General features: G+C 58.3%; 20 protein-coding genes. 16 read left to right on the top strand and 4 right to left on the bottom strand.

The genetic code is table 11. The annotated features are described in order from the left end of the window. Positions 1–120 precede the first annotated feature (120 nt). Positions 121–1,344, top strand: a complete 1,224-nt coding sequence (locus AC5FXY_RS07965; RefSeq protein WP_493556127.1) for an MFS transporter — start codon at positions 121–123, stop codon at positions 1,342–1,344. 719 nt (positions 1,345–2,063) lie between these two features. Here AC5FXY_RS07965 and AC5FXY_RS07960 read toward each other — a convergent pair. Continuing rightward, entirely contained in the window at positions 2,064–2,717 is a 654-nt protein-coding gene (locus AC5FXY_RS07960; protein ID WP_493556126.1) for a hypothetical protein, read from the bottom strand. 85 nt (positions 2,718–2,802) lie between these two features. Between AC5FXY_RS07960 and AC5FXY_RS07955 the strand changes: the two genes are divergently transcribed. From AC5FXY_RS07955 to AC5FXY_RS07920, 8 genes are all read left to right on the top strand, one after another. After that, complete coding sequence (locus AC5FXY_RS07955) at positions 2,803–3,831, top strand: MBL fold metallo-hydrolase (RefSeq protein ID WP_493556125.1); 1,029 nt, start codon at positions 2,803–2,805, stop codon at positions 3,829–3,831. Between the two features lie 83 nt (positions 3,832–3,914). Then, positions 3,915–5,432, top strand: a complete 1,518-nt coding sequence (locus tag AC5FXY_RS07950) for a sodium:solute symporter (RefSeq protein WP_493556124.1) — start codon at positions 3,915–3,917, stop codon at positions 5,430–5,432. 158 nt (positions 5,433–5,590) lie between these two features. Next, complete coding sequence (locus tag AC5FXY_RS07945) at positions 5,591–6,070, top strand: energy transducer TonB (RefSeq protein ID WP_493556123.1); 480 nt, start codon at positions 5,591–5,593, stop codon at positions 6,068–6,070. A gap of 108 nt (positions 6,071–6,178) precedes the next feature. Beyond that, a complete protein-coding gene (locus AC5FXY_RS07940; RefSeq protein ID WP_493556122.1) occupies positions 6,179–8,014 on the top strand; it encodes an ABC transporter ATP-binding protein in 1,836 nt (611 codons plus the stop codon). A 59-nt stretch (positions 8,015–8,073) separates the two neighbouring features. Continuing rightward, the gene (locus AC5FXY_RS07935) at positions 8,074–8,610 is read left to right on the top strand and encodes a YcxB family protein (protein ID WP_493556121.1); all 537 of its coding nucleotides are present in this window, start codon (positions 8,074–8,076) and stop codon (positions 8,608–8,610) included. Positions 8,611–8,670: 60 nt separating this feature from the next. Beyond that, positions 8,671–9,174: a hypothetical protein gene (locus AC5FXY_RS07930; RefSeq protein ID WP_493556120.1), complete on the top strand. Its 504-nt coding sequence runs from the start codon at positions 8,671–8,673 to the stop codon at positions 9,172–9,174. 18 nt (positions 9,175–9,192) lie between these two features. Beyond that, positions 9,193–9,441 (top strand): hypothetical protein, encoded by a 249-nt coding sequence (locus AC5FXY_RS07925; protein ID WP_493556119.1) that lies wholly within the window; start codon positions 9,193–9,195, stop codon positions 9,439–9,441. A 103-nt stretch (positions 9,442–9,544) separates the two neighbouring features. Beyond that, positions 9,545–10,474, top strand: a complete 930-nt coding sequence (locus AC5FXY_RS07920; protein ID WP_493556118.1) for a DUF2911 domain-containing protein — start codon at positions 9,545–9,547, stop codon at positions 10,472–10,474. A 187-nt stretch (positions 10,475–10,661) separates the two neighbouring features. Here the strand turns inward: AC5FXY_RS07920 and AC5FXY_RS07915 are convergent, their stop codons facing one another. The 3 genes from AC5FXY_RS07915 to AC5FXY_RS07905 form a co-directional block, all read right to left on the bottom strand. Beyond that, entirely contained in the window at positions 10,662–12,422 is a 1,761-nt protein-coding gene (locus AC5FXY_RS07915) for a sodium:solute symporter family protein (RefSeq protein WP_493556117.1), read from the bottom strand. Then, positions 12,419–12,562, bottom strand: coding sequence for a hypothetical protein (locus AC5FXY_RS07910; protein WP_493556116.1), 144 nt, complete (start codon positions 12,560–12,562; stop codon positions 12,419–12,421). Before AC5FXY_RS07910 ends, AC5FXY_RS07915 begins: the two co-directional genes overlap by 4 nt. A gap of 119 nt (positions 12,563–12,681) precedes the next feature. Beyond that, a complete protein-coding gene (locus AC5FXY_RS07905) occupies positions 12,682–15,267 on the bottom strand; it encodes a PIG-L family deacetylase (protein ID WP_493556115.1) in 2,586 nt (861 codons plus the stop codon). A gap of 197 nt (positions 15,268–15,464) precedes the next feature. Between AC5FXY_RS07905 and AC5FXY_RS07900 the strand changes: the two genes are divergently transcribed. The 7 genes from AC5FXY_RS07900 (at position 15,465) to AC5FXY_RS07870 (ending at position 22,934) form a co-directional block, all read left to right on the top strand. Continuing rightward, positions 15,465–17,132, top strand: coding sequence for a S8 family peptidase (locus tag AC5FXY_RS07900; RefSeq protein ID WP_493556114.1), 1,668 nt, complete (start codon positions 15,465–15,467; stop codon positions 17,130–17,132). A gap of 165 nt (positions 17,133–17,297) precedes the next feature. Continuing rightward, entirely contained in the window at positions 17,298–18,248 is a 951-nt protein-coding gene (locus AC5FXY_RS07895; protein WP_493556113.1) for a YitT family protein, read from the top strand. Positions 18,249–18,818: 570 nt separating this feature from the next. Next, positions 18,819–19,649 carry an MOSC domain-containing protein gene (locus tag AC5FXY_RS07890; RefSeq protein WP_493556112.1) on the top strand — a complete coding sequence of 277 codons (831 nt, stop codon included), beginning with the start codon at positions 18,819–18,821 and terminating at the stop codon, positions 19,647–19,649. A gap of 15 nt (positions 19,650–19,664) precedes the next feature. Beyond that, positions 19,665–20,729 carry a hypothetical protein gene (locus AC5FXY_RS07885; protein WP_493556111.1) on the top strand — a complete coding sequence of 355 codons (1,065 nt, stop codon included), beginning with the start codon at positions 19,665–19,667 and terminating at the stop codon, positions 20,727–20,729. A 7-nt stretch (positions 20,730–20,736) separates the two neighbouring features. Next, positions 20,737–21,204, top strand: coding sequence for a hypothetical protein (locus tag AC5FXY_RS07880; RefSeq protein WP_493556110.1), 468 nt, complete (start codon positions 20,737–20,739; stop codon positions 21,202–21,204). Positions 21,205–21,381: 177 nt separating this feature from the next. Beyond that, the gene (locus AC5FXY_RS07875) at positions 21,382–22,167 is read left to right on the top strand and encodes a DUF547 domain-containing protein (RefSeq protein ID WP_493556109.1); all 786 of its coding nucleotides are present in this window, start codon (positions 21,382–21,384) and stop codon (positions 22,165–22,167) included. A 92-nt stretch (positions 22,168–22,259) separates the two neighbouring features. Beyond that, a complete protein-coding gene (locus tag AC5FXY_RS07870; RefSeq protein WP_493556108.1) occupies positions 22,260–22,934 on the top strand; it encodes a DUF2461 domain-containing protein in 675 nt (224 codons plus the stop codon). Positions 22,935–22,937: the final 3 nt, after the last annotated feature.

The raw sequence follows: 22,937 nt of genomic DNA, 5'->3' as shown, positions 1-22,937 counted from the left end.
CTGCACAAGACGGTCCTTTTTAAGGAGTTAGTATCGTTACCCTGCACCTTGAACACCCGCACGGCCTACCGCGAGCCGTACTTGCTGATAATCCTCTTATTTATTTGTCCTTTAGCACCCATGCCCCCGCTCGATCGTCGCCTGCTGCTGGTATATGCCATCATTCTGATTGATGTCATTGCGGGCTCGGCCATCGGGCCGGTCATGCCGGAGTTTGTGCGCGGGCTGCGGCAGCCGCAGTTGTGGCTATCGGTGGGTACGGGGCTGTTTCTGGGGGTGCAGCTGTTTTCGGCGCCGCTGCTTGGCAAGCTTTCCGATGGCTACGGCCGGCGGCCCATCCTCATCCTGTCGGCCGTGGGCACTTTGCTGGCCAACTGCCTGCTGCTGCCGGTGCGGGCCGGGTTGTACTTCGCCAACCGGACTTCTGATGGTCTGACCAACGGCATGTACTCTACCATCCGCTCGGCCATTACCGACCTTTCCCCGCCCGAACGGCTGTTTCGCAACCTGGGCTTGGAGGGGGCCATCGTGTCGTTGGGCTTTGTCATCGGGCCGATGGCGGCCGGCTTGCTGCTCACCTTCGCCAATGTGCCGCCGCACTTGCAGGTACGCTACGTGGTGGGCATGGGCGTAGCGCTGGCAGCAGCCAACATCGGCCTGAGCCTGCTGCTGCGCGAAACGCATGGGCAGCGCACCGGCGTAACGCCTATGGAGCTACGCAGTTCCGTGCGCGAAGCGCTAAATCTGCCCACCATCTGGCGTCGGCTCCAAGCCAAAAACCAGACTCATCCCGGCCTGCTTCAGCTCGTTCGGACGCAGGCCCTGCTCACGCTCAGCACCGGCTACTACTTCTATTTTGTGCCCTATGCCAGCCTAAGCGAGCTGCAGATGGACGCGCGTGGCATTGCCTATTTCTTTATGTTTTTCGGCACGCTGAGCATCGGCATCAACTACTTGTTTTTCACATTCCTAGCCGACCGCATCAACCAGCGCCGCGCCATCTTCTGGCTCTCGCTGCTAGGTTTGCCGGTGCTGGCCGCTTACGGTTTGGTGGGCAGTTCCCGCACGGCGCTGTTCATTATCGTAGTATTCGACTGCCTCACGCTTTCCCTAATTCCGGGCTTGCTGGAAGGCCTGCTCGCCCAGCGCACCACCGATGAAGACCGCGGCGAGATATTCGGCCTAAACCAAGCCGTGCAAGGCTTGGCCAGCTTTACTTCGACTATCATTTTCGGGGCGTTATCAGTACTGGATTTGCGGCTGCCGTGGGCGTGGTTTACACTGTGCCTTGCGGGCGTGGCATGGCTGGTGCGCAGGTATAGGGCCAAGGTCAAAAATCGATAAACACTTTATATACCACGCTTAATAATACCACAAACAATTATATCAAATATTTCCCCAACCAAATTTTTTGAACCTAATCCAAATTATACCTAATATTATATACAACAAGCTAAGAACAAAATACGATACAAAAATATAAATATAATTTGTTTTGTGTCTAGCTTCACAAGCTTGAAACAATGTCAAATATCTCTGATTTCTATAGATCGATAAATACATTACTACCACTATACACACAAAGAAGAGAAGTGAAATAAAAGATACTGGTATAGTAGCCTCACTGAAATACTCCAGAAATATTAAGCTCATAAGCAAATTAAAAGTCAGCAACGCTGCACTACCCATCAATGAATATACTTCAGGGTAATCATCTCTAAACTTATAAACTGCATAGATATAAAAATTAATCCATACTAAAATATCAAACATTATTTTCATTTAAATCACTTTGCATTAGATTCTATAAAAAACAGAGGTTGCATTTGCAATGCACCACAAGCAACTAGAACTCACAAATAAACAAATTATTAGTTGGCTTACCGAACAATAGGCTGGCATACTATAGCAGTTTCGCGAACGGTGTAGCGCGGGCTTCAGCCCGCGTTTGTCAGGACGATTGCATTGAACGATGCCCAAGTGGCGCGGGTGGACGCGGGCTGAAGCCCGCGCTACAGGCTACACTGTTCGTGAATCCGCTATAATTCTTCCCTTATGTCTGCCTACTGCCACACGCGCACGGCCGTCCAACCCAGCAGAGCTAGCGTACCCAGGCCTACTATCCAGAGGCCGTGCACGCGGTCGGAGGCGGAGAAGGCGGGGGCGCGGCGGCCGTCGGGCAGGGTGCGACGGTGCGCGTACAGGTGCAGCCCGATCAGGATGCCGGCTATGCCGCCCAGTAAGGCCATGATATAGCCGGCGATAATCCAGCCGGTATGACTTTTTTCCGGCGCGGGCGGTTGGGCTTCCTGGTAATCCTGCAGTTGGGCCATGGCCGCGGCATCGGTGGCGTGGCCACGCTCCTGCAGCAGCTTTTCGGCCAGCAGCACATCCAGGCGGCTCCATTCCTGCCGCTTCACCAGCACATCCATCAGTTCGGCATCGGTGAAGGAGAAGAGGTAATGATCCGAATCGATTTCAGCCACGAGGCGCTGGTCTTCGGCTTCCTGCAAAGCGTCGACGCGGACTTTGTCTTCGGGCCGAATCTTCACCAAAAAAGCACTGTGCACGGCATTGAAGGCGAAGCTGGGGTCGATGGCCGGACGGTCGGACTTGGTTTCGTACGGAATGCCGTGCTCGTTCAGCAGCGCCAGCAGCGGTAGGGCGGCCTCGTTGGAGGGAAATTGCTGGTAGGTTTGAAATTCGGCTTTAGCCATTGGCCGGGGATAGTTGTTATTTGTGCCGACAAGGTAAGTCCCGCTTGGGTAATGGCTTACCGCTGCTGTTTCTGACTACTTTCTTATGCCCGCTTCGCGCCACGTCCGCAACGATAAGCTCCGTACCATCCGCAAAAACTACCCCGGCAACCTGATGATCGGCAATCAGTTTGCCAACGTCAATGAGGAACTGTACACGCCCCAGTTCTCGGACGTGCTGCGCTGGAAGTTGCTGACAAAGAACCCGCAGGCGCAGGAAAAAAAGCAGGACACCTGGGCGCCCGCCGTGCAGCCCTGCACCGACGTAATGGCTCAGCGCCGCCCCGATACGCTGATTTGGCTAGGCCACGCCACGTTCTGGCTGCGCTGGGCCGGCCACACCATCTTGTTCGACCCCGTCCTGTTCAGCTTGCCGCTGATCAAGCGCCGTCACCCCCTCCCCTGTGCCCCCCAAGACCTCACCGGCATTGACTACCTGCTGCTCTCTCACGGTCACCGCGACCATCTCGACGACGATTCCATCCGACTACTGGCTCAGCAAAACCCCAAGATGCAGGTACTCGGCCCGCTGCGCGTGGCCGGCCTGCTTAAGCGCACGGCCGGCCTGCTGCCGCCCACCCAGGAAGCCGGCTGGTGGCAGCAGTTCCACCTCGGCCCCGATGCCGCGCTGGAAATCTTCTACCTGCCCGCCGCGCACTGGCACCGCCGCGGCGTAGGTGATCTGAACACTGTGCTCTGGGGCTCTTTCCTGTTGCGCGAAGTAGCCACGGGCCGCACCCTATACTTCGGCGGCGATTCGGCCGAGGGGCCGCACTTCTACCAGATCGAAGAGCAGTTTGGCCCGCTCGACATCGTGCTGCTGCCCATCGGGGCGTACAAGCCTAGCTTCATGATGTACCGCAGCCACATGAACCCCAACGAGGCAGCCAAAGTCAGCAACCAGCTTCGGGCGGGGCACTTCATCCCAATGCACTACGGCACTTTCGACCTGTCCGACGAGCCAGCCTCGGAACCCATTCGCACGCTGGAGCAGGTTGCCGCCGAGGGCTGGCTGAGCGCTCAGCTCCACGTGCCTGCCGTGGGTCAACCACTGGATTTGGCAGGCATGGAATAAGAATGGAAGCGGCATGCTGAGGACTGAAGTTTGGGCTCTTGCGCTTCACATAACCATTATCTTTACCGTCTTATTTCCTGCCTATGTCCCCCACGCTCGTCCTGAGCCTGATTGCCGGCTACTTTACCGTTCTGATCATCATTTCGGTACTCACCTCGCGCAAAGCCACCAGCGAGAGTTTCTTTATTGCCAACCGCAACGCGCCATGGTATCTGGTGGCGTTTGGCATGATCGGCACCTCGCTGTCGGGGGTCACGTTCATTTCCATTCCGGGGCAGGTGCTCACGGCCCAATGGAGCTACATGGGCATGGTAGCGGGCTATCTGGCCGGCTATGTGGTCATTGCTACGGTGCTGATGCCGCTGTATTACCGGCTCAATCTGGTTTCCATTTACACGTACCTGGAGCAGCGTTTCGGGTACTGGAGTTACAAAACCGGCGCCTTTTTCTTCCTGCTGTCCCGCGCTATCGGGGCCGGCTTCCGCTTGTACCTCGTAGCCGAGGTGATGCAGCTAGCCGTGTTCAACGCTTTGGGCGTACCGTTTTCTGTCACAGTGATTGTCAGCATTTTGCTGATCTACCTCTACACCTTTAAGGGCGGCCTGAAAACTATTATCTGGACCGACACTTTCCAGACCATGGCCATGCTGCTGTGCGTGGTGGTGAGCATACTGCTGATCGGCCAAGAGCTAAAGCTGAGCATGGGCGGGCTGATCGACACGGTGCGTACCAGCCCGATGTCGGAGTTGCTGTTCTTCGACGACCCCAACGACAAGAAGTACTTCTGGAAGCTGTTCGCGGCGGGCATGTTCATCACCATCACCATGACTGGCCTCGATCAGGACCTTATGCAGAAAAACCTGAGCTGCCGCAACCTGCGCGACGCCCAGAAAAACATGTTCTGGTTTTCCATCGTGCTGGTGTTTGTAAACCTGCTGTTCCTGGCCCTGGGCGTGTTGCTCTATCAGTTCGCTGCTGCCCGCGGCGTACAGCTCACCGAACTACCCGAGCTGCTCAACAACGGCAAGCTGGTCACCGACCGCGTGTTCCCTTATCTGGCTACCACCCAGTTTAGCCTGTTTGCCGGCATCGTATTCATTCTCGGCATTATTGCCGTCACCTACGCCTCCGCCGACTCGGCCCTTACGGCCCTGACCACCTCCTTCTGCGTGGATTTCATCGGCATCAGCCGCTACCCCGAAGCGCAGCAGAACACCATGCGCCGCAACACGCACCTGGCCTTTACGGTCGTGCTGATTGTGATTATTCTGCTGTTCCGAGCCATCAATAGCCAAAGCGTGGTGGCCGCGGTGTTTGATGCCGCCGGGTACACCTACGGGCCGCTGCTGGGCCTTTACGCCTTCGGCCTGTACACCAGCCGCCGCCCCGCCGATCGGTGGGTACCGCTGGTGTGCGTACTAGCACCCATCCTTACCTATGTGCTGGTGATGAACTCCAAAGAGTGGTTCGGCGGCTACGAAATCGGCTTCGAAAAACTTATCCTCAACGGGCTGATTACCTTCATTGGTTTGCTGACTATTTCGCGCTCGGCGGAAGTAAGCACCGAGATGAACCCCGCCGCCCGCGAAATGGTTAGCTAGGGCGTACCTTTGCGCCCGCTGTAGCGCGGACTTCGGCCCGTGTCCTTGGATAGTACTCTTTAATCGTGAAGGCATTCAACGGTTAAAGCGCTGTCTGCGGATGCGGGCTGAAGTCTGCGCCACACATGGCTACCCCTCGTCGCCTATTGCCCTAGCCCGTGAAATACCATTTACTTTTCGCCCTGCTGCTCTTGGCTTTCGCCGCCCCGGCCCAAACGGCCCCGGCGGCTTCTTCCAAAGAGCCCATGGTGCTCCGTCCTGGCCGCATGCAGCCGCAGGCCAAGCCTGCCGCAAACCGGCCCGACGTGGCCCCGCAGTTTCCGGGCGGTCCGCAGGCGTTGAGTGAGTTTATTCAGACAAACGCCCAGTATCCCGAGGCTGCCAAAAGCAAACAAATCAGCGGTTCGGTGCTTACCACATTCACTGTGGCTGCCGACGGCCGTGTGACCGAGCCCAAAGTGACTCAGGGCCTCTCCCCGGAGTGCGACGCGGAAGCTCTGCGCGTGCTGGCCGCTATGCCCGCTTGGAAACCGGCCACGCGCAAGGGCCAGCCGGTACCCGTGCAGGTACAGGTACCGATACCTTTCGGCAGTTCTTCGAATCTGAAGGTGGAAAAGAGTAAAGTAAAATTCGAGTAACGACGACTGAAGAGATAAGCGCTACAATTACCGTTAGCCCGATTTCACCACCTTTCAGTGGCCTCGGGCCGACGCCATGTGACAGCATATTCTTCGCATCAGATATAAATGGCAGCCAGAAGCGGATTGAATACCAGCGGCAGCGTCGATGGCGACGCGGCCAAAGTCAAGCTTACCAAAGAAACATTTCGGCACGCGCTGCGGATCTTCCGCTTCGTATTGCCTTACCGCGGGCGTTTTATTATCGGCATGGTGCTGCTGGCCTTATCCAGCGCTACGGTCATGTGCTTTCCGTGGGTTATCGGTAAACTGGCAGATACGGCCACTGGCAAGCCCTTTACACTGGCCACCGGCCAGCAACTGAGCATCAACGACATTGCCGTGGGCTTGTTTGGGGTGATTGTGTTGCAAGGCTTGTTTTCATTTGGGCGCATCTGGTTTTTTACCCAGGTCAGCGAATTTACCGTGCGCGACATCCGGCAGGCGCTTTACGCCAAGTTCGTATCGTTGCCGATTCCGTTTTTCGAAAAAAACCGCGTTGGGGCCATCACTTCGCGCATCACCTCTGATGTGGCCCAGATTCAGGACTCGTTTTCCCTGACCCTGGCCGAGCTATTCCGGCAGGTAATGACGCTGGTGGTAGGCGTGTTCTTCATCATGATGGTGTCGGTGAAGTTGTCGTTGTTTATGCTGCTCACCTTTCCGCCCATCGTACTGGTAGCCATGCTATTTGGCCGCAAGATTCGGGTACTGGCCAAAGCCACCCAGGATGAGCTGGCCAAAACAAACGTCATCGTGGAGGAAACCCTGCAGGGCATCCACTCCGTGAAGGCCTACACCAATGAGCTGTACGAAACCCAGCGCTACACTGGCTCACTGACCCGGACGGTACAGGCCGCGCTGCGCAGCAATATGTACCGCGGCGGCTTTGTCTCTTTTGTTATCATCGGCTTGTTCGGGGGTATTATTCTGGTGCTGTGGCGAGCCGCAACCTTGGTGGCCGCTGGCCAGATGACCATTGGTGACCTTACGTCTTTTGCGCTCTACACCATTTTCATCGGTGCTTCGGTGGGCGGTTTAGGCGAGCTATACGGCAAAGTCCAGAGCACCTTGGGCGCTTCGGAACGCATCCTGGAAATCCTCAATGAGGAATCGGAGCCAGTACACCGGGCCCGGCCCGCTGGCACCCTTCCGCTGCGGCTGCGCGGCGACATCGAGTACCAGCACGTGGAGTTTCACTACCCCACCCGCCCCGACCTTACGGTGCTCAAGGATATCAACTTCAGCATTGAGGCGGGTGAGAAGGTGGCCTTGGTAGGTCCCTCGGGCTCCGGCAAAAGCACCATTGTGCAGCTACTCATGCACGTCTACGAGCTCAGCGGCGGCCGCATCAGCATCGACGGGCACGACATCAACAACCTGGACCTGACGGAACTGCGCCAACACATCGGCATCGTGCCGCAAGAAACACTGCTGTTTGGCGGCACCATCCGCGAGAACATTCTGTACGGCCGCCCCGGTGCGCCGGAAGCTGATGTCATCGACGCGGCCCGCCGGGCCAATGCCTGGCAGTTCGTCCAGAGCTTCCCCGAGGGCCTGGATACGGTGGTGGGCGAGCGGGGCATCAAGCTCTCCGGCGGACAGCGCCAACGCATTGCCATTGCCCGCGCCATCCTGAAAAACCCGGCCATCCTGCTGCTCGACGAAGCCACTTCAGCCCTCGACTCCGAAAGCGAGAAGCTGGTGCAGCAGGCCATGGACGAGCTTATGCAGAACCGCACCAGCATCATCATCGCGCACCGCCTGAGCACCATCCGCAAAGTCGACAAGATCCTCGTCATCGACGGCGGCCGCATCGTGGAACAAGGCTCTCACGAGGAGCTCAGCGACAACGAAAACGGCCTGTACGCCAACCTGCTAAAGCTGCAATTTGAGCTGACGTAAGACTAAAACGGGGCTTGCGGCCCCGTTTTCGTTTTTGCAGAGTACGTTACTTTGCAGTCATGGTAGAGGTAAAAGACATTCGAATTTCTATTGACGACTACGTTCAAATCAATACTGCCCTGCTTCGACAGCAGTTGTCCAAGTCTCGCGGGCAGATTGCCATATTCCTTGTGCTTATCGTGTTACTCATTATTCAGCTAGTAATAACGTGGCAGAAGTACACCATAGGTGAGGCGGATCCACCAATTTTTTTAACGGTGCTATTGCTAGGAATGATAGCCATGCCTTGGCTGATACTTCGTAGGCTGCGAGGCACACTGCGTAAGCAGCACGCCGTTCTCCCTACTTTGCAATTCCCTACAACTTATCAGTTATCAAACGCTGGAATTATTGGCGTAAACGAGGCCGCTCGCACTGAATTTGAATGGCCGGCGGTGCAACGGGTATGGCCCTTCAAAAATTGGATACTGGTGTTTCTTCCTAACAATAACGCATTGTATCTGGATATGAACCGACTGATGCCGCCTCATCAGGTGCCCGATCTGCTCCAATTGCTGCGCGCCAAAGGCGTACAGGTAGAGAGCAGCAGTCAGTAGTCAGCACCTCACCCGTTCACTGAGAAGTTCAAATCGGCTGCCTGTGGCTACCTTCGCCGCATGCAGCCGATTCTTGTTTCCCAGGTCCGCGTTTCCCTTGCTGACTACCGCCAGCTTTACTTCCGGCTGACCTCCCGCTCCCTGGTCTGGCTCGTGTTGCCGGTGGCAATCATTGTGGGGCTGATCTACGCGCTAAGTACTGTCGAGCTTCTGGCTACGCCTTGGTTTTACGGTCCGCCGCTGTTGTTGGTATTGGCTTCGGTGGCGGCCGGCTTCGTGTATTACCTGAACCGCATCCAAAGCGGCTATCAGGCGTCGCCGCTGGCTTCGGAATCGATGGATTACCAATTCGACCAGCGCCGTTTCACGGTGAGCAGCCCCTCGGCGCCTGCTTTGGATGTACCCTGGGGCGCAGTGACGGAAGCGCAGCGCCACGGGCACTGGCTGCTGCTGATCACGCAGGTGCCGGCCACGCACATCGTAGACTTGCGGCGGGTGCAGGCGCCGGCTACCGAAGCCGTGCTGCTGGAACTGGTTCGGGCCAAAGGCTTTGAGCTTAAATAACACGGCCTCTGCTGCCTTATGCAAACCCGCGTAAGCGCCCATTTCAGCGAAAACTACCTGGATGCTCCCACAGTGCGGGCCATGTTTTACGAGTGCATGGATGCCCGAGTGCGCATCGGGCGCGGCTGGGGCAATTCGCCCACATGCGTGTCATTCGTCATCTACGGCTTGTGCACCGAGCTTTCGCTGCTGCGCTTCTACCGGCTCCTGCACCAGCACGACCCTTTTGCCCGGCTGCTGGTAGACGGCCAGTTGTACAGGGTCTAAACGAACTAGCAATCAGGCCAATTTTTTTAGCATTCTTTTCCCGCGCGCTTTGCTCAAAAAGCGTACTTTTACTCCAGCTAATCAACCCTTTTTACCCATTTCCATGTTGCTAAAGAACCGGACTTCGCTGCTTGCCGGCACTGCATTGGCAGGCGCAATCCTTTTCTCGGCTCCGGCCGCCCAAGCCCAGCTCAATACGCCGGCCGCCAGCCCCAAAAGCACTGTGCAGCAGCGCGTGGGCCTGACCGACGTCACCGTCACTTATTCGCGCCCGAGCGCCAAAGGCCGTGCCGTATTCGGTACGCTGGTGCCCTATGGCAAGCGGTGGCGCACTGGTGCCAACCAGACCACGACCATCAAGTTTTCGGACGACGTAACGGTGGAGGGCAAGAAAGTGCCCGCCGGTGAGTACGGCATCTACACCATCCCGAACAAGGCCGAATGGATGGTGGTACTAAATAAAAACACCAAGCAGGGTGCCAACGTCGACGGTTTCAAGGACGATGAGGATGTAGCCCGCTTCTCCATCAAGCCCTACAAACTGGCTACCAAGGCCGAAGCCTTTACCATCAACTTCACCGACCTGACCCCCGCTACGGCCAACGTAGACATGCAGTGGGAAATGACCGGTGCTAAGTTCAAAATCACCTCGGACGTGGAGCCCAAGGTGATGGCCCAGATCGAAGAGAAAGTAATCAAGAACGCCAGCCCCAGCGCCAACGACCTGGCTGCCGCCGCTGTGTATTACTTCGACACCAACAAGGACCCCAAGCAGGCCCTGGAGTGGATTCAGAAGGCCAACGCCAACGAGCCGAAGTTCTGGAACTTGCACACGCAGGCCAAAATCCAGATGAAGCTTAAGGACTACGCTGGTGCCACTACCACGGCTGAACAGTCGCGCAAACTGGCCCTCGACGCTAAGAATGCTGACTACGTGAAGATGAACGAAGACCTGATTGCTGAGGCTAAGAAAGGTGGCTCGGAGCCGAAAAAGGCTGAAGAAACCAAGAAAGCCGACGCAAAGAAGAGCTAAAGTGCCTTATCAAGTTCTCCTTTTCCATGGAGAGGAAAGTTTGATAGCAGCAACGACAGCGGGGCCGCCGAACTTAGTTCGGCGGCCCCGCTTGGCTTTTCTCCCATTACTGAAAGGCAGGTTTGAACGACGGCGCTTGACGGTGCAACGTTAAACGGAATCGTTGTTGACTTCTGGCTTCCCCCTATTAGGAGCCGAGGCTGGGCGGTGAGGCCCCACCAGCAGGAGTAGCCAGCAAAGGAGCCGCCGGGTGAGCCTTGACCGGCCTGAAACGCTGCAAGACCTCTGCTAGCAGCATCACCATCGCGCAACCCAGGATGTTGTACCACAGGTAAGCAATGTCGGTGCCGATAAACAGGGCGAATGTCAGTAGCTGCGTAATCACCGCTGCCCAGAATACGGCCCGGCCATGCACGTGCTTTTGGAAAAACGCCACGGCAAAAATGCCCAGAATGGTACCGTAAAAGAGGGAGCCGAGGATGTTCACAGCCTGAATCAAATTCTCCATTCGAGCGGCAAACAGCGCGAAGCCGATACCCAAAACGCCCCAGCCGATGGTGGCCCAACGCGACACCCGCACCAAATGCTCTTCGGTGCAGATAACGCGCTTGGTAAACGGCCGATACAAGTCCACGAGCGTGGTAGAGCCAAGCGAGTTTAGCCCGCCAGCCGCCGAGCTCATGGCCGCACTCAGCACCACTGCCACCAGCAGGCCCACCAGCCCGCGCGGTAAGTAGCGCAGTACGAAGGAGATGAACACGTAATCGGTATCCTTGGCATCGGCGGTGGGCGCGGCTTGCTGTGCCAGCTTTTTCCAGGAGGCTCGTACGCCCTCAGCGGCAGCCTGGGTGGTTTGGAGGCGCAGCCGGGCTGCGGTCTGAGCCTCGGGACTACCGCTGCGGCGGGCCGCCACCAAGTCAGTAGTGGCCTGCTGCTGGGCGAGCTGCACATTGGCGTGCTGTTGCTCCAGCTTTCGGGCTTCGGCGGCCACCACGGGGTTGTTCATCACCTGCTCGTAAATGGGCCGGTTAAATGTGAGCGGAGCGGGCTGAAACAGGTAGAATACGAACAGCAGCACACCGATCAGCAGAATGCCGAATTGCATGGGCACCTTAATCAGGCCATTCATGAGCAGGCCCAGGCGGCTTTCGGTTACGCTCTGCCCCGAGAGGTAGCGCTGCACCTGGCTCTGATCAGTGCCGAAGTACGAGAGGGCCAGGAACAAGCCACCGGTCATGCCGGTCCAGAAGTTGTAGCGGTCTTGCCAGTTGAAGTTGAAATCGACGAGATTGAGCTTGCCGAGGTGGCCAGCTACGTGCATGGCATCGCCGAAACCAACTTGCGGAGGCAGGTAATGTACCAGTAAATAGCCCGCTATGGCCATGCCGCTGAATATCACGGCCACCTGGCCCTGCTGCGTAACCGTAACGGCCCGTGTACCGCCGCTCACGGTGTAGCCGATGATAGCCGCCCCGAGCAGACACACCGTGACGGTGGTATTCCAGCCCAAAATGGCTGATAGCACCAGCGCCGGCGCGTACAGCGACAATCCGTTGCTCAGTCCTCGCTGCAGCAGAAACAAACTGGCCGCCAACGTGCGCGTGCGCCGATCGAAGCGACTCTGCAGGTACTCGTAAGCGGTGTATACCCGCAGCCGCTGGTAGATGGGCACCGCCACGATGGCAATGAGCACCATGGCTACCGGCAAGCCAAAGTAGAACTGAATAAAGCGCATCCCATCGGCAAAGGCTTGGCCGGGGGTACTGAGAAATGTGATGGCCGAAGCCTGGGTGGCAATGATGCTCAGGCCTACGCCCCACCACCGCGTCTGGCGCCCGCCCAGCAGGTAGCCATCGAGCGAGCTGCCAGCCTTGCGGGTACGCCAGGTACCATAGCCGATAATAAATGCCAAGGTGCCCGTGAGCACCGCCCAATCCAACCCACTCACGCAGCGAAATAACGGCTAAGCCACACAAATAGCCCGATTTCAGCGGCCAGCGCGGCCAGCACCAGCACGTACCACGCCCGCCACGTAGGCAGCAGCGGCGGGTACTTGTCGGTTTCGGGAACGTCGGGAGTATGGGGCATGGGGAGAAAAGATGTAATGCAAGAACGTAGAAGCCAGCGCAACGCTGCATGAACCAGCTCCGCGCTTTTTGCAGAAGCTAAGCAGCGGGTTTGTTCGCCGTTAGGGAGGTTTGATCGTGCTAGTTGGCTTTCTGCTTGCTTAGCTCGATCAGGTTAGTAAACAAGCGGTAGGCGCCGGGCACGCCAGCCGGCAGTTCGCGGAAGAACGACAGGCCGGTGTAGATGTAGTGTCCCTTGCCGTACTCAGCTACCAGAATGGCGCTTTCCTTGGGTGTTTCGCCGGGGTCGTTGCTGCTGATGATGGGCTGATACTTGGCATCCCAGGAGCTGGGGTAGTACAGGCCTTGCTCCTGCACCCAGCCCTGGAAGTCACGCTCCGTGATTTTGTTGGGCACGTTCAGCAGCGGATGCTGGGGCTTCAGGAACTTCACTGGGGCGGTTTCCACGGTCACGCGGTCGTTGGAAAGCTTCATCGGGTACGGCCCGATTTCGGGCAGCACGGTGCCGCGGCTCACGGTGTACTGCACCACCAGGTTGCCGCCGCGCTCCACGTATTCCAGCAGTTCTTTCTGCTGATACTTCAGCCGCTCGATGGTGTTGTAGGCGCGTACGCCGAGCACTACGGCGTCGTAGCGCTTGAGCTTGTTGGCGTTCAGGTCCTCGGACTTGAGCAGGGTTACGTTGTAGCCGATCTGGCGCAAGGCGTCGGGCACCTCGTCGCCGGCGCCCATGAGGTAGCCTATTTCCTGCTTGCGGCGCTTCAGGTCGAGGCGCACCAGCGGCACTACGGCTTCGGGGAAAAGCGTTTGGGTGGGAATGTGTTCGTAGCTGATCTGCTGGATGCCGCGCGTGTACTGCTGGCCGTCCATGGTGGCCACGGCGCGCAGCTGGCCGCTGCTTTCCTGGTTGCCCTGCGGCTGCACCTGAAACAGGACGGTGCGCTCCTCGTCCTTGTTTTTGATGTCGAAAGCAATGCTGGCCGGCTCCACTTTCCAGCCGGCGGGCACCTGCAGCGCCAAGGTACCGCGGGCATCGGCGCGACCAGCTTTTACGGTCACAGGCACAGTCTTGGGCTGATTGTCGGCGAAGACGTAGGCTTGGCCGATGACGTTCACGGCCACGGGCGGCACCACGGCCAATGGGCGGTATATCTCGCCGTAGGCGGGGTCGACGCGCTTGTATTGGACGGGGACGGTAAACATCACTCTATGTCCAAGAACATAAAATGCAAAACGAGCTTTTAATACTGGCTCACTTTCTGCCTTGCTACGCTCAAGTTGCTCTTTGATGCTATACATACCAACGGTTGTTTTATCTGCTAGCCAATAAGGCTGAGAAGCGTCCAAGGCTTGTACGCCTTCGGTAACCATGGCTGTGTCAGTATAACGCCTTCCAGATGGCAATTCGATTCGGCGGGAGCCATACCCGTGCATACCTGTCATTCCACCCCTTGCGAAGCTCGCATCATTTTCTAGCGAGTAGGGATAGACCTTATCATCGATAAGTTGTACAGGTAGTGTTGAACGGTTTATTATTTCATAAAGGATGTAAGTGGCAGTTGATTTTTTCCCTTGAAAAAGCTCCTCTTTCGTTACCGTGGGACTTGTTCCTACGGCCTCTATATGCAATCCTAAGCACGCTTGAATAAGCTTTTCTATTTCGAGCCGCTTCTCATTATACCAGAAGTAACTAACTCCTTTTACTGTTCCTTCTCCTGCTACAGCATCGGTAACAACTTTTTCTAATGCTGTCCGGACCTTCAGCAACCCCGCCACTGACGCCTCTGGCTTGCTCGGGTCATACTTCCGAATTATCTCATCCACCAGCTTCCCTACCACGGCCCCACCCTTCACCCGGCTCCACGTCATATCTACCCCTTCCAGTGGGTCCTTCGTAGCCTTCTCCCCTTTCATCAGCTGCAAATACTCGATAGCCTCGCCGCGAGTGGCGGCCGAGCCGAATCCCTGCGAGCGGTGCTGCGAGCGGCTGCGGGCAGCTATTTCACCGTAACTCTGGCCCAGCAGCGCATTGTAGCCGCCGGCGTCAATCTTCAAGTAGCCGCTCATGTCCTCACCGGGCTTGACGAAAAACGAGCCCGTGTTCCAGAACAGGCGCTTGGGCTGCCAAGGCTGCACGTACTTCAGCTGCTCCGGGAAGCGCTTCGGGTCGCCGGCCGCGTCGAAGGCATCGATGGCCAGCATGGCGGAGGCGGTGTGGTGGCCGTGGCCGGCGCGGGCATCGGGCGGGAAGCGGGTGATGAGCACGTCGGGGCGGCGCTGGCGGATAACCCACACCATGTCGGCCAGCACCTGCTCCCGGTCCCAGAGGGTAAAGGTTTCTTCGGGCGTTTTAGAGAAGCCAAAGTCGTTGGCGCGGCTGAAAAACTGCCGGCCGCCGTCGATGCGGCGGGCGGCCAGCAGCTCCTGAGTGCGGATAACGCCCAGCTGCTCGCGCAGCTCGGGTCCGATGAGGTTCTGGCCGCCGTCGCCGCGGGTGCAGCTGAAGTAGCCGGTTTCTACGAGGCGGCCGTTGGCCATGTAGGCGATGAGGCGGGTGTTTTCATCGTCGGGGTGGGCGGCGATGTAGAGCACCGAGCCCAGCACATTGAGCTTTTTCAGGCCCAGCAGGATTTCCGAGGAGGAATACGTTTTGGGCGCCTGGGCGTGAGCTTTGCCAACGAGGAAAGTAGCAGAAAGAATGAGCAAGGCCGCAAAGGCGGCGCGAAGTAGGCTATTTAGCGGCATTCGAAAGCGGCTATTGGAACGAGGAGCGTAAAGGTATCGGTTTAGGAAGGCGGGATAAAAACCCGCCCGCGCCGCAACGGTTGCCTACTCGCGGCCGTCGGTACCATATCTTCCGCCGCATTTCGCGTATGCGGTCATTCCAACCTTGCTTTTTCTGCATGAGCCTATTCCCCCGTCCCTGGCTATCCGCATTAGGTCTGACGCTGCTGCTGCCAGCCGCTACGCTTGCCCAGAGCCCCGCCCCTGCCCCAGTGGTGGCGCCGCTGGAGCAGCAATGGATGCACCTCGACCCGAAGGCCAACAACGTGATGGGCATCAGCACCCAGCGCACCTACGATGAGCTGCTGAAAAGCCGCACGGCCGCGCCGGTGCTGGTAGCCGTGATTGATTCGGGCATAGATACGGCCCACGCCGACCTGAAAAGCGTACTGTGGCGCAACCCCAAGGAAATAGCCGGCAACGGCAAGGACGACGACGGCAACGGCTACGTCGACGATGTGTACGGCTGGAACTTCCTCGGCGGCAAAGACGGCCGCAACGTGGACGTGGACACCTACGAGGAGACGCGCCTGATGGCCCGCCTCAAGCCCCTGTACGAGGGCAAGTCCCGCTCGTCGCTTCCCAAAAAGAAGCAGGCCGAGTACGACCTCTACCAGCGCGTCAAGAAAGACTATGACAAGAAGCTGAAGGACGACTCGCAGCAGTACCAGGAACTCGGTCCACTGGCCACGCAGCTGGAAGGTATTACAGCACAGCTCAAGCAGATTTTGGCCGTGGAGCGCCTTGATACGGCTGTGCTGCGCCGCCCGCCCACGCAGGACGCCCAGCTCAAGCAGATGACCGCCCAGCTCTACCAAAGCCTGATAGCCTCCGGCTCGCCCGACATGGAGTCAGTGGTGGTGCAGATGCGCGACGCGGCCCAGGATGCCGAGAAGCGCGTGAAATATTCGCTCAACCTCGACTTCAACCCGCGGGCTGAAATCGTACAGGACAACCCGGATAACCTGAAGGAGCGCGGCTACGGCAACCCCGACGTGATGGGCCCCGACCCTACGCACGGCACGCACGTTTCGGGCATTATTGCCGCCGACCGCCTAAATAACCTTGGTGTGCTGGGCGTAGCCGGGCCGTCGGTACGCATCATGGCTGTGCGCGCCGTGCCCAACGGCGACGAGCACGACAAAGACGTGGCCAACGCCATTCGCTATGCCGTGGACAACGGTGCGCAGATCATCAACATGAGCTTCGGCAAGTACTACTCGCCGGACCGCGAAGCGGTGGAGGATGCCATCCGCTACGCTGGTCAGAAGGGTGTGCTGCTGATTCATGCAGCCGGCAACGAGTCGAACAACATCGACAACATGACGCACTTTCCCTCGGCAGTGGCGGAGAAGGCCAAAGCGGCTTACCCCAACTTGCTGACCGTGGGTGCCTCGGGCAGCACCAACGACGAGAAGCTCGCCGCTGAGTTTTCCAACTACGGCAAGCGCGTGGATGTATTTGCGCCCGGCGTTAACATCTACAACACGCTGCCCGGCAGCAAATACGGCAACGAAAGTGGTACGAGCATGGCGGCGCCCACGGTAGCCGGCGTAGCGGCCGTGCTCAAATCGTATTATCCTCAGCTTTCAGCTGCCGACTTGAAGCGCATTATCATGCAATCGGCCGAGCCGGTGCGCACGAAGGTGCGCAAACCCGGCGGCAAAGGCACGGTAGACTTTACTACGCTTTCGAGCACGGGCGGCGTGGTAAACCTATACCGCGCAGTGCAGCTGGCCGAGCAGCAGGGCTCGGGCGGCGGCTCGTCGTCGGCCTCGGGCCGCTAAGCAGCGACAACAAAACCCAACGCCACGGGCAACGACGAAAGTCGTTGCCCGTTTGCTTTATAACTGTCTATTTATACCCTTGCCGGGGGTTCCGTACGCAAGAGCTGGCAGCTGGCCGGGCTCCGGTACGATCCTTCCTTCACTTGCTCACTTCGCGCCGCTTACATGCTGATCCAGCAACTAATCATTCGCAATGTTCTGCGTAACAAGTATCCCCAAGGCTTACCTCCCGGCCACAGCGGCGGGCCAGTATGGCACTTTGCGCTACGGCTGCTGCGGCGCCAGCTGATCAATGCCGCATTGATTGTGGCGGGCATTTTTTCGGCGGCGCTAGGACTGAAAGGCTTTTTGCTGCCCAATGGCTTTATCGATGGCGGCGTGACGGGCATGTCGCTGCTCACGGCACACGTCACGGGCTGGCCGCTATCGGTGCTGATTATCGTGATAAATGCTCCCTTCGTGGTGCTGGCTTATTTCCAGCTCGACCGCGTGGTAGCCTTGAAAACCCTACTAGCCATTCTGGGCCTGGCCACAGTACTGTGGCTGGTCACCTTCCCGGTCATGACGCACGACAAGCTGCTGATTTCGGTATTCGGCGGCTTTTTCCTCGGGGCGGGCATCGGCCTCACCATCCGGGGCGGCGGCGTGCTCGATGGCACTGAAATCCTGTCGGTATCCATCAGCCGCAAAAGTCCATTGAGCGTCGGCGACGTCATTCTGATTATCAACATCCTGATTTTCGCCGTGGCGGCCTTGGTGCTGTCTGTAGAATCGGCCATGTACTCCATCCTGGCTTACCTGGCCGCGGCCAAAACCGTGGATTTCATGATCGACGGCATCGAGGAGTATACCGGCGTCACCATCATATCGAAGCGTAGCGAGGCTATCCGGCAGATGATTACCGAGAAGCTGGGCCACGGTGTAACCCTCTATACCGGCCGTACCGGCTATGGCTCCCAGCGCCACTCCATCGACATCGTGTTTGCGGCCGTGACGCGCCTGGAAGTCACCCGGCTGAAAAGCGAGGTGGAAGCCATCGACCACCAAGCCTTTATTCTGATGCACAGCATCAAGGACACGCACGGCGGGCTGATCAAAAAACGGCCGCTGCACTAGAGACGGCGGATTTGTGTGCTACAATCCACACACGTACCAGCGAAAAGTCAGCATGTTCATCCCAACGTTCAAGCCACCGGCTAGCAGCATAATGAGCAGCGCCCGCAGCAGGGCCCCTGCCCAAGTCAGCGTCAGCCCTTGCCGGCCTATTCAAACAAAGTACAACAGGCTGCATGGACAGCAACCGAAGAAGGCCTTTCTGAGCCTTTTAGAACGTCATGCTGAGCTTGTCGAAGCATCTCTACCGCTTCGCTTAGGCGAAATTGTTCCGTAGAGATGCTTCGACAAGCTCAGCATGACGTTCTTTTGGCTTACTATCCACACACCCTAGATACACACTGGCAAGAGCGCGGTGGTACTGCCCGGCTCACGCTTGAGGAGCAAGAACTAGCCCAGCAACGCCGCAATCAGTATAATCTGAACGGCGCAACGTATGCCGCCGCGCTGTGCACGGCCGCGAGGGCCTGGGAAGATAGGCTGAAGGAGGACATACCGGAAGTCTGGAATATTAGGCACCACCTATGCATTTGGCCTGCTTTCTGACTCCCGCGCAAGCACTACCTTCGTCTTATGGCTGACACCTTTGCCCCGCTCACGCTTACCGACCTTTACCTCTACCCCATCAAGTCCCTCGGCGGCGTGCGCATCCCCGAAGGGCAGATTACCTCCCGCGGCTTGCGCTACGACCGCCGCTGGCTGATCGTGGACCAAAGCGGCCGCTTTATGACGCAGCGTACCTTGCCCAAGATGGCGCTGCTGCACCTTGAATACGCCCACAACGGCTTCATTATCCGCCACATTCAGCGCCCCGAGCTGCGCCCCCTGTTCGTGCCCTTCGAAGCCGAGCACAAAGGCACGCAGTTCGTGACCGTCTGGGACGACATGGTGTTTGCGTTCCGCGGCCTGAAAGAGCACGATGAGTGGTTGTCGGAAGCCCTGGAGCAGCCTTGCCGCCTGGTGCACATGCCCGAAGCCGCCCTGCGCTCCGCCGACGGCGGCGAAGCACCCAGCCTCGTCAGCTTTGCCGATGCCTATCCCTTCCTGCTCATCGGCCAGTCTTCGCTCGACGACCTGAACCAGCGCCTTGCCCAACCCGTGCCCATGAACCGCTTTCGGCCCAACCTCGTGGTAAGCGGCGCCCAGCCTTATGCGGAAGATACATGGCAGGATTTCCGCATTGGAGAGGTAGCCTTTACCGGCATCAAAACCTGCGCCCGCTGCGTGCTTATCACCACGGATCAGCAGACGGCCGAGCGCAATGCCGAACCGCTGCGCACGTTATCAGGCTACCGCGCCATCGGCAACAAAGTAATGTTTGGCCTGAACACCATCGGGCCGGAGCAGGGCCTGATCCGCGTAGGCGACGCGGTACAGGTACTGGGGCACCGCGCTTCGCATTAACTGTTAGGCGCCATCATGTCGGCTTCCGCCACTACCGTAGCACCCGTATCGGCGCCACCGTTGCTGCTGGCCCGTTTGGTGGCCCTTTGGGCACTGAGCGAGGCGCTATTGGGCGGCGTGCTACACGCTTTCAAGCTGCCGGTTACGGGTTTGCTGGTGGGCGGAGCGGCCGTAGTAGTAGTGCACCTACTGGGACACTACAGCCGGCAGCGAGGCACCGTACTCCGCGGCTTGCTGGTAGTACTCACCATCAAGGCGCTGCTCAGCCCGCATACATCGCCCAATGCCTACGTGGCCGTAGCGTTTCAGGGCTTGGTGGGCGAGCTGTTGAGCTGGACCAAAGCATTTCCACGCTGGCGGGGCATGCTGCTTGGTATCCTGACCATGGTGGAATCGGCAGGCCAGCGTGTACTCACTCTGTGGCTGCTGGGCGGCAAGGCCCTGCCCGCTGCTTTCAATGCCTTCGTGCAGGGCTTGGTCGGTCAGTCGGCTGCCAAGAGCGGGCCCGATTACGCGCTGTGGTTAGTGGCTGCCTACTTCGCGGCTCATGCCTTGGTTGGGGCGGCCTTGGGCTGGTGGGTTGGCGGCTTGCCGGCTCGCCTCCCGCGCATTGCACAGCAGTATGCCTGGCTACGCATCTGGCCCGATGAGGAAGAGGTCGAGGACAAGTTGGCTCCTGTGTCGGCTCATCGGGGCGGCCGACGCCGCATCAATCAGGTGCTGCTGTGGCCGTGGGCACTGGGTGTGTTCTTATGGCTGGCGGCCCAGTGGGGCTGGGGCCCTGCCGTGGCAGCTAACGAACACAGGCTTGGCGGACTGCTGTTGCGCTCAGTGCTGGTATATGGAGCTTGGCTGATGGTGGTAGCTCCAGTGCTTAGTCAATGGCTCCGTCAGTGGCTGACTCGTCCGCGTGGCCGCTGGGCCACCGACCTGCAGCATACCTTAACCCTGCTGCCGGCCACGCGCCAATTGGTGACGCAGTGCTGGCGCTTATCGGCCGGGCACCGGGGCCGGCGCCGGTTGCGCTGGTTTGGGCGGGCTTTGGCCGTGAATATGTTTGCTGAGGCTCCCACTCAGTGAGGTTAACGTGCTGATTCATCTGCTTACCGGCCCCGTGCGCAGCGGCAAAACCACCCGACTGCGCCAATGGGGCGAGCACCGCCCCGATGTGGGCGGCGTGTTGATGCTGGCAGATATGCATCAGCTGCGGCACTTCCTGGATTTGCGCACGGGACTGCAGTGGCCCGCCACTGCTCATTTCGCCGATTGGCGAGCCTTGCAAGTAGGCCGGTTTCGATTTTCACCGGCTGCTTTTTACTGGGCCCGTACCGCCCTGCTAGGTGCTATACAGGATGGCAAACCGTATGTGGTGCTGGATGAAGTCGGACCACTTGAGCTGCGTGGGGAAGGCTTGGCACCCGCTTTGGAAGCCATCCTAGCCAACGCACCGACTCCTCTAAACTTAGTGCTAGTTGTGCGGGCGGGATTGGTGGAACAGGTTTGGAAGCGCTTCGGCCTGCACCGCTGGCCAATGGTTGAGTTTCAAGAAACGTAATTTCAAAGGCTTATACATTCAAAATTTTTAGAGAAAAAGACAATAATTCTTGATAAATGCTGCGCGCCTACTATTTTTGATAATCCAAGCCCTCCGGAAATAGTGCTAAGCACTGAGCATCCTGTTCTCAGTGCTCAGCTCCGCACCTTCCGACTCCCGACCCGACCCCGCACCTACATGCACCGTAACAACACCTTCACGTATTTTCTGCTCTGGCTGGTGCTACTAGCCACTACCGCCCAGGCTCAAGGAAATGATTCCCTGCACCGCCCCTGGGATGAGTTGTTGAAGCGGCACGTGCAACCCAATGGGTCGGTGAACTACGAGGGGTTGGCCGAGGACGAAAACCAGTTGCTTAGTTACCTGCAGGTGCTACGACGCACCACGCCTTCCTACACCTGGAGCAACGCCGACCAGGCAGCCTTCTGGATCAATACCTACAATGCGTACACAGCGTACCTAGTAGTACAATACTACCCGGTGCAGCGCATGAGCGACATCAAGATTAAAACTGTGGGCGGCAACCTGTCGGCATGGGATGCACCCGAGGTACAGGTAGGCGGCAAAGTCTACTCGCTGAAGCAGATTGAGCGTGAAATCCTGCCTCGCCTGTTGCCCGGCGACCCACGGCGCTACTTGGCGTTGCACTGCGCCGCCGTTTCCAGCCCTTCCCTGCTGCCTGAGGCCTATAGCGGCTCCAGCCTCGGGACTCAGCTTGAACTTCAGACGCGCCGTTTCATCAACGATCCGCTGCGCAACCAGGTTTCCACCGAAGCCCTGCAGCTTTCCAGCATCTTCGACTGGTATGCGGCAGAGTTTGGAGAGAAAGCCAAGCTGATTGAGTTTCTGAACCGCTACGCGCAGAAGCCCATTGCGCCAGCGGCCACCATAACGTACGTGCCCTACGACTGGACGCTGAACGACTCACGCGGACCAGGCGTGATGGCCGAACGCCGCCGCTAACACGTAGAACCCGACAGCCGCTTCGCCCGAAGCGGCTGTTTTGTTTTTCGGCCATTTTTGCCAAGCCGTTTCACCGCACTCTTCTTGCCCTCGTGACCGACCTAACGTCTCTGCTCGAGTTTCTGCGCCAACTGGGCCAGAACAACAACAAGCCCTGGATGGACGCGCACCGCGCCGAATACCAACGCGCCCGCAAAACCTACACCGCACTGGTAGCCGAGCTATTGCAGCGGGCACAACAGTTCGAGCCCGCCCTGCTCCCGCTTACGCCTTCCGACGTGATGTACCGCATCAACAAGAACGACCGGTTTCAGCAGAGCGACGAGCCTTACAAGCGCCACATGGGTGCCGGCCTTAAACGCGACGGCCGTCAGAGCCCATGGGCCGGCTTTTTTGTTGCCATTGAGCCCAATGGCGAGTCCTACGTAGGAGCTGGCCGCTGGCAACCCGAGCCCCAGCAGCTGGCCCGCATCCGGCAGGAAATTCATTACAATGCTGATGCATTTCACGCCGTACGCCAGGACCCGGCCCTGCTGCAGGAATTCCCGCAGGGGCTCGACATGAGCCAAGCGTTGCGCACCGCTCCCAAAGGCTACGACCGCAACGACCCTGACATCGAATGGCTGCGCCTCAAGAGCTTCTTCGTATGGCGCAGCATTCCCGACAAAGAAGTACTCCGCCCCGATTTTCCTGACCGCGTCACTGCAGCGTGGCAGGCCACTCAGCCTCTCATACGCTTCCTAAACGAAGCCATGGTTGGTGATTAAGGT

The organism is Hymenobacter sp. FMD4, from assembly GCF_058932745.1.
This window is presented reverse-complemented; position numbering and strand designations above follow the sequence as displayed.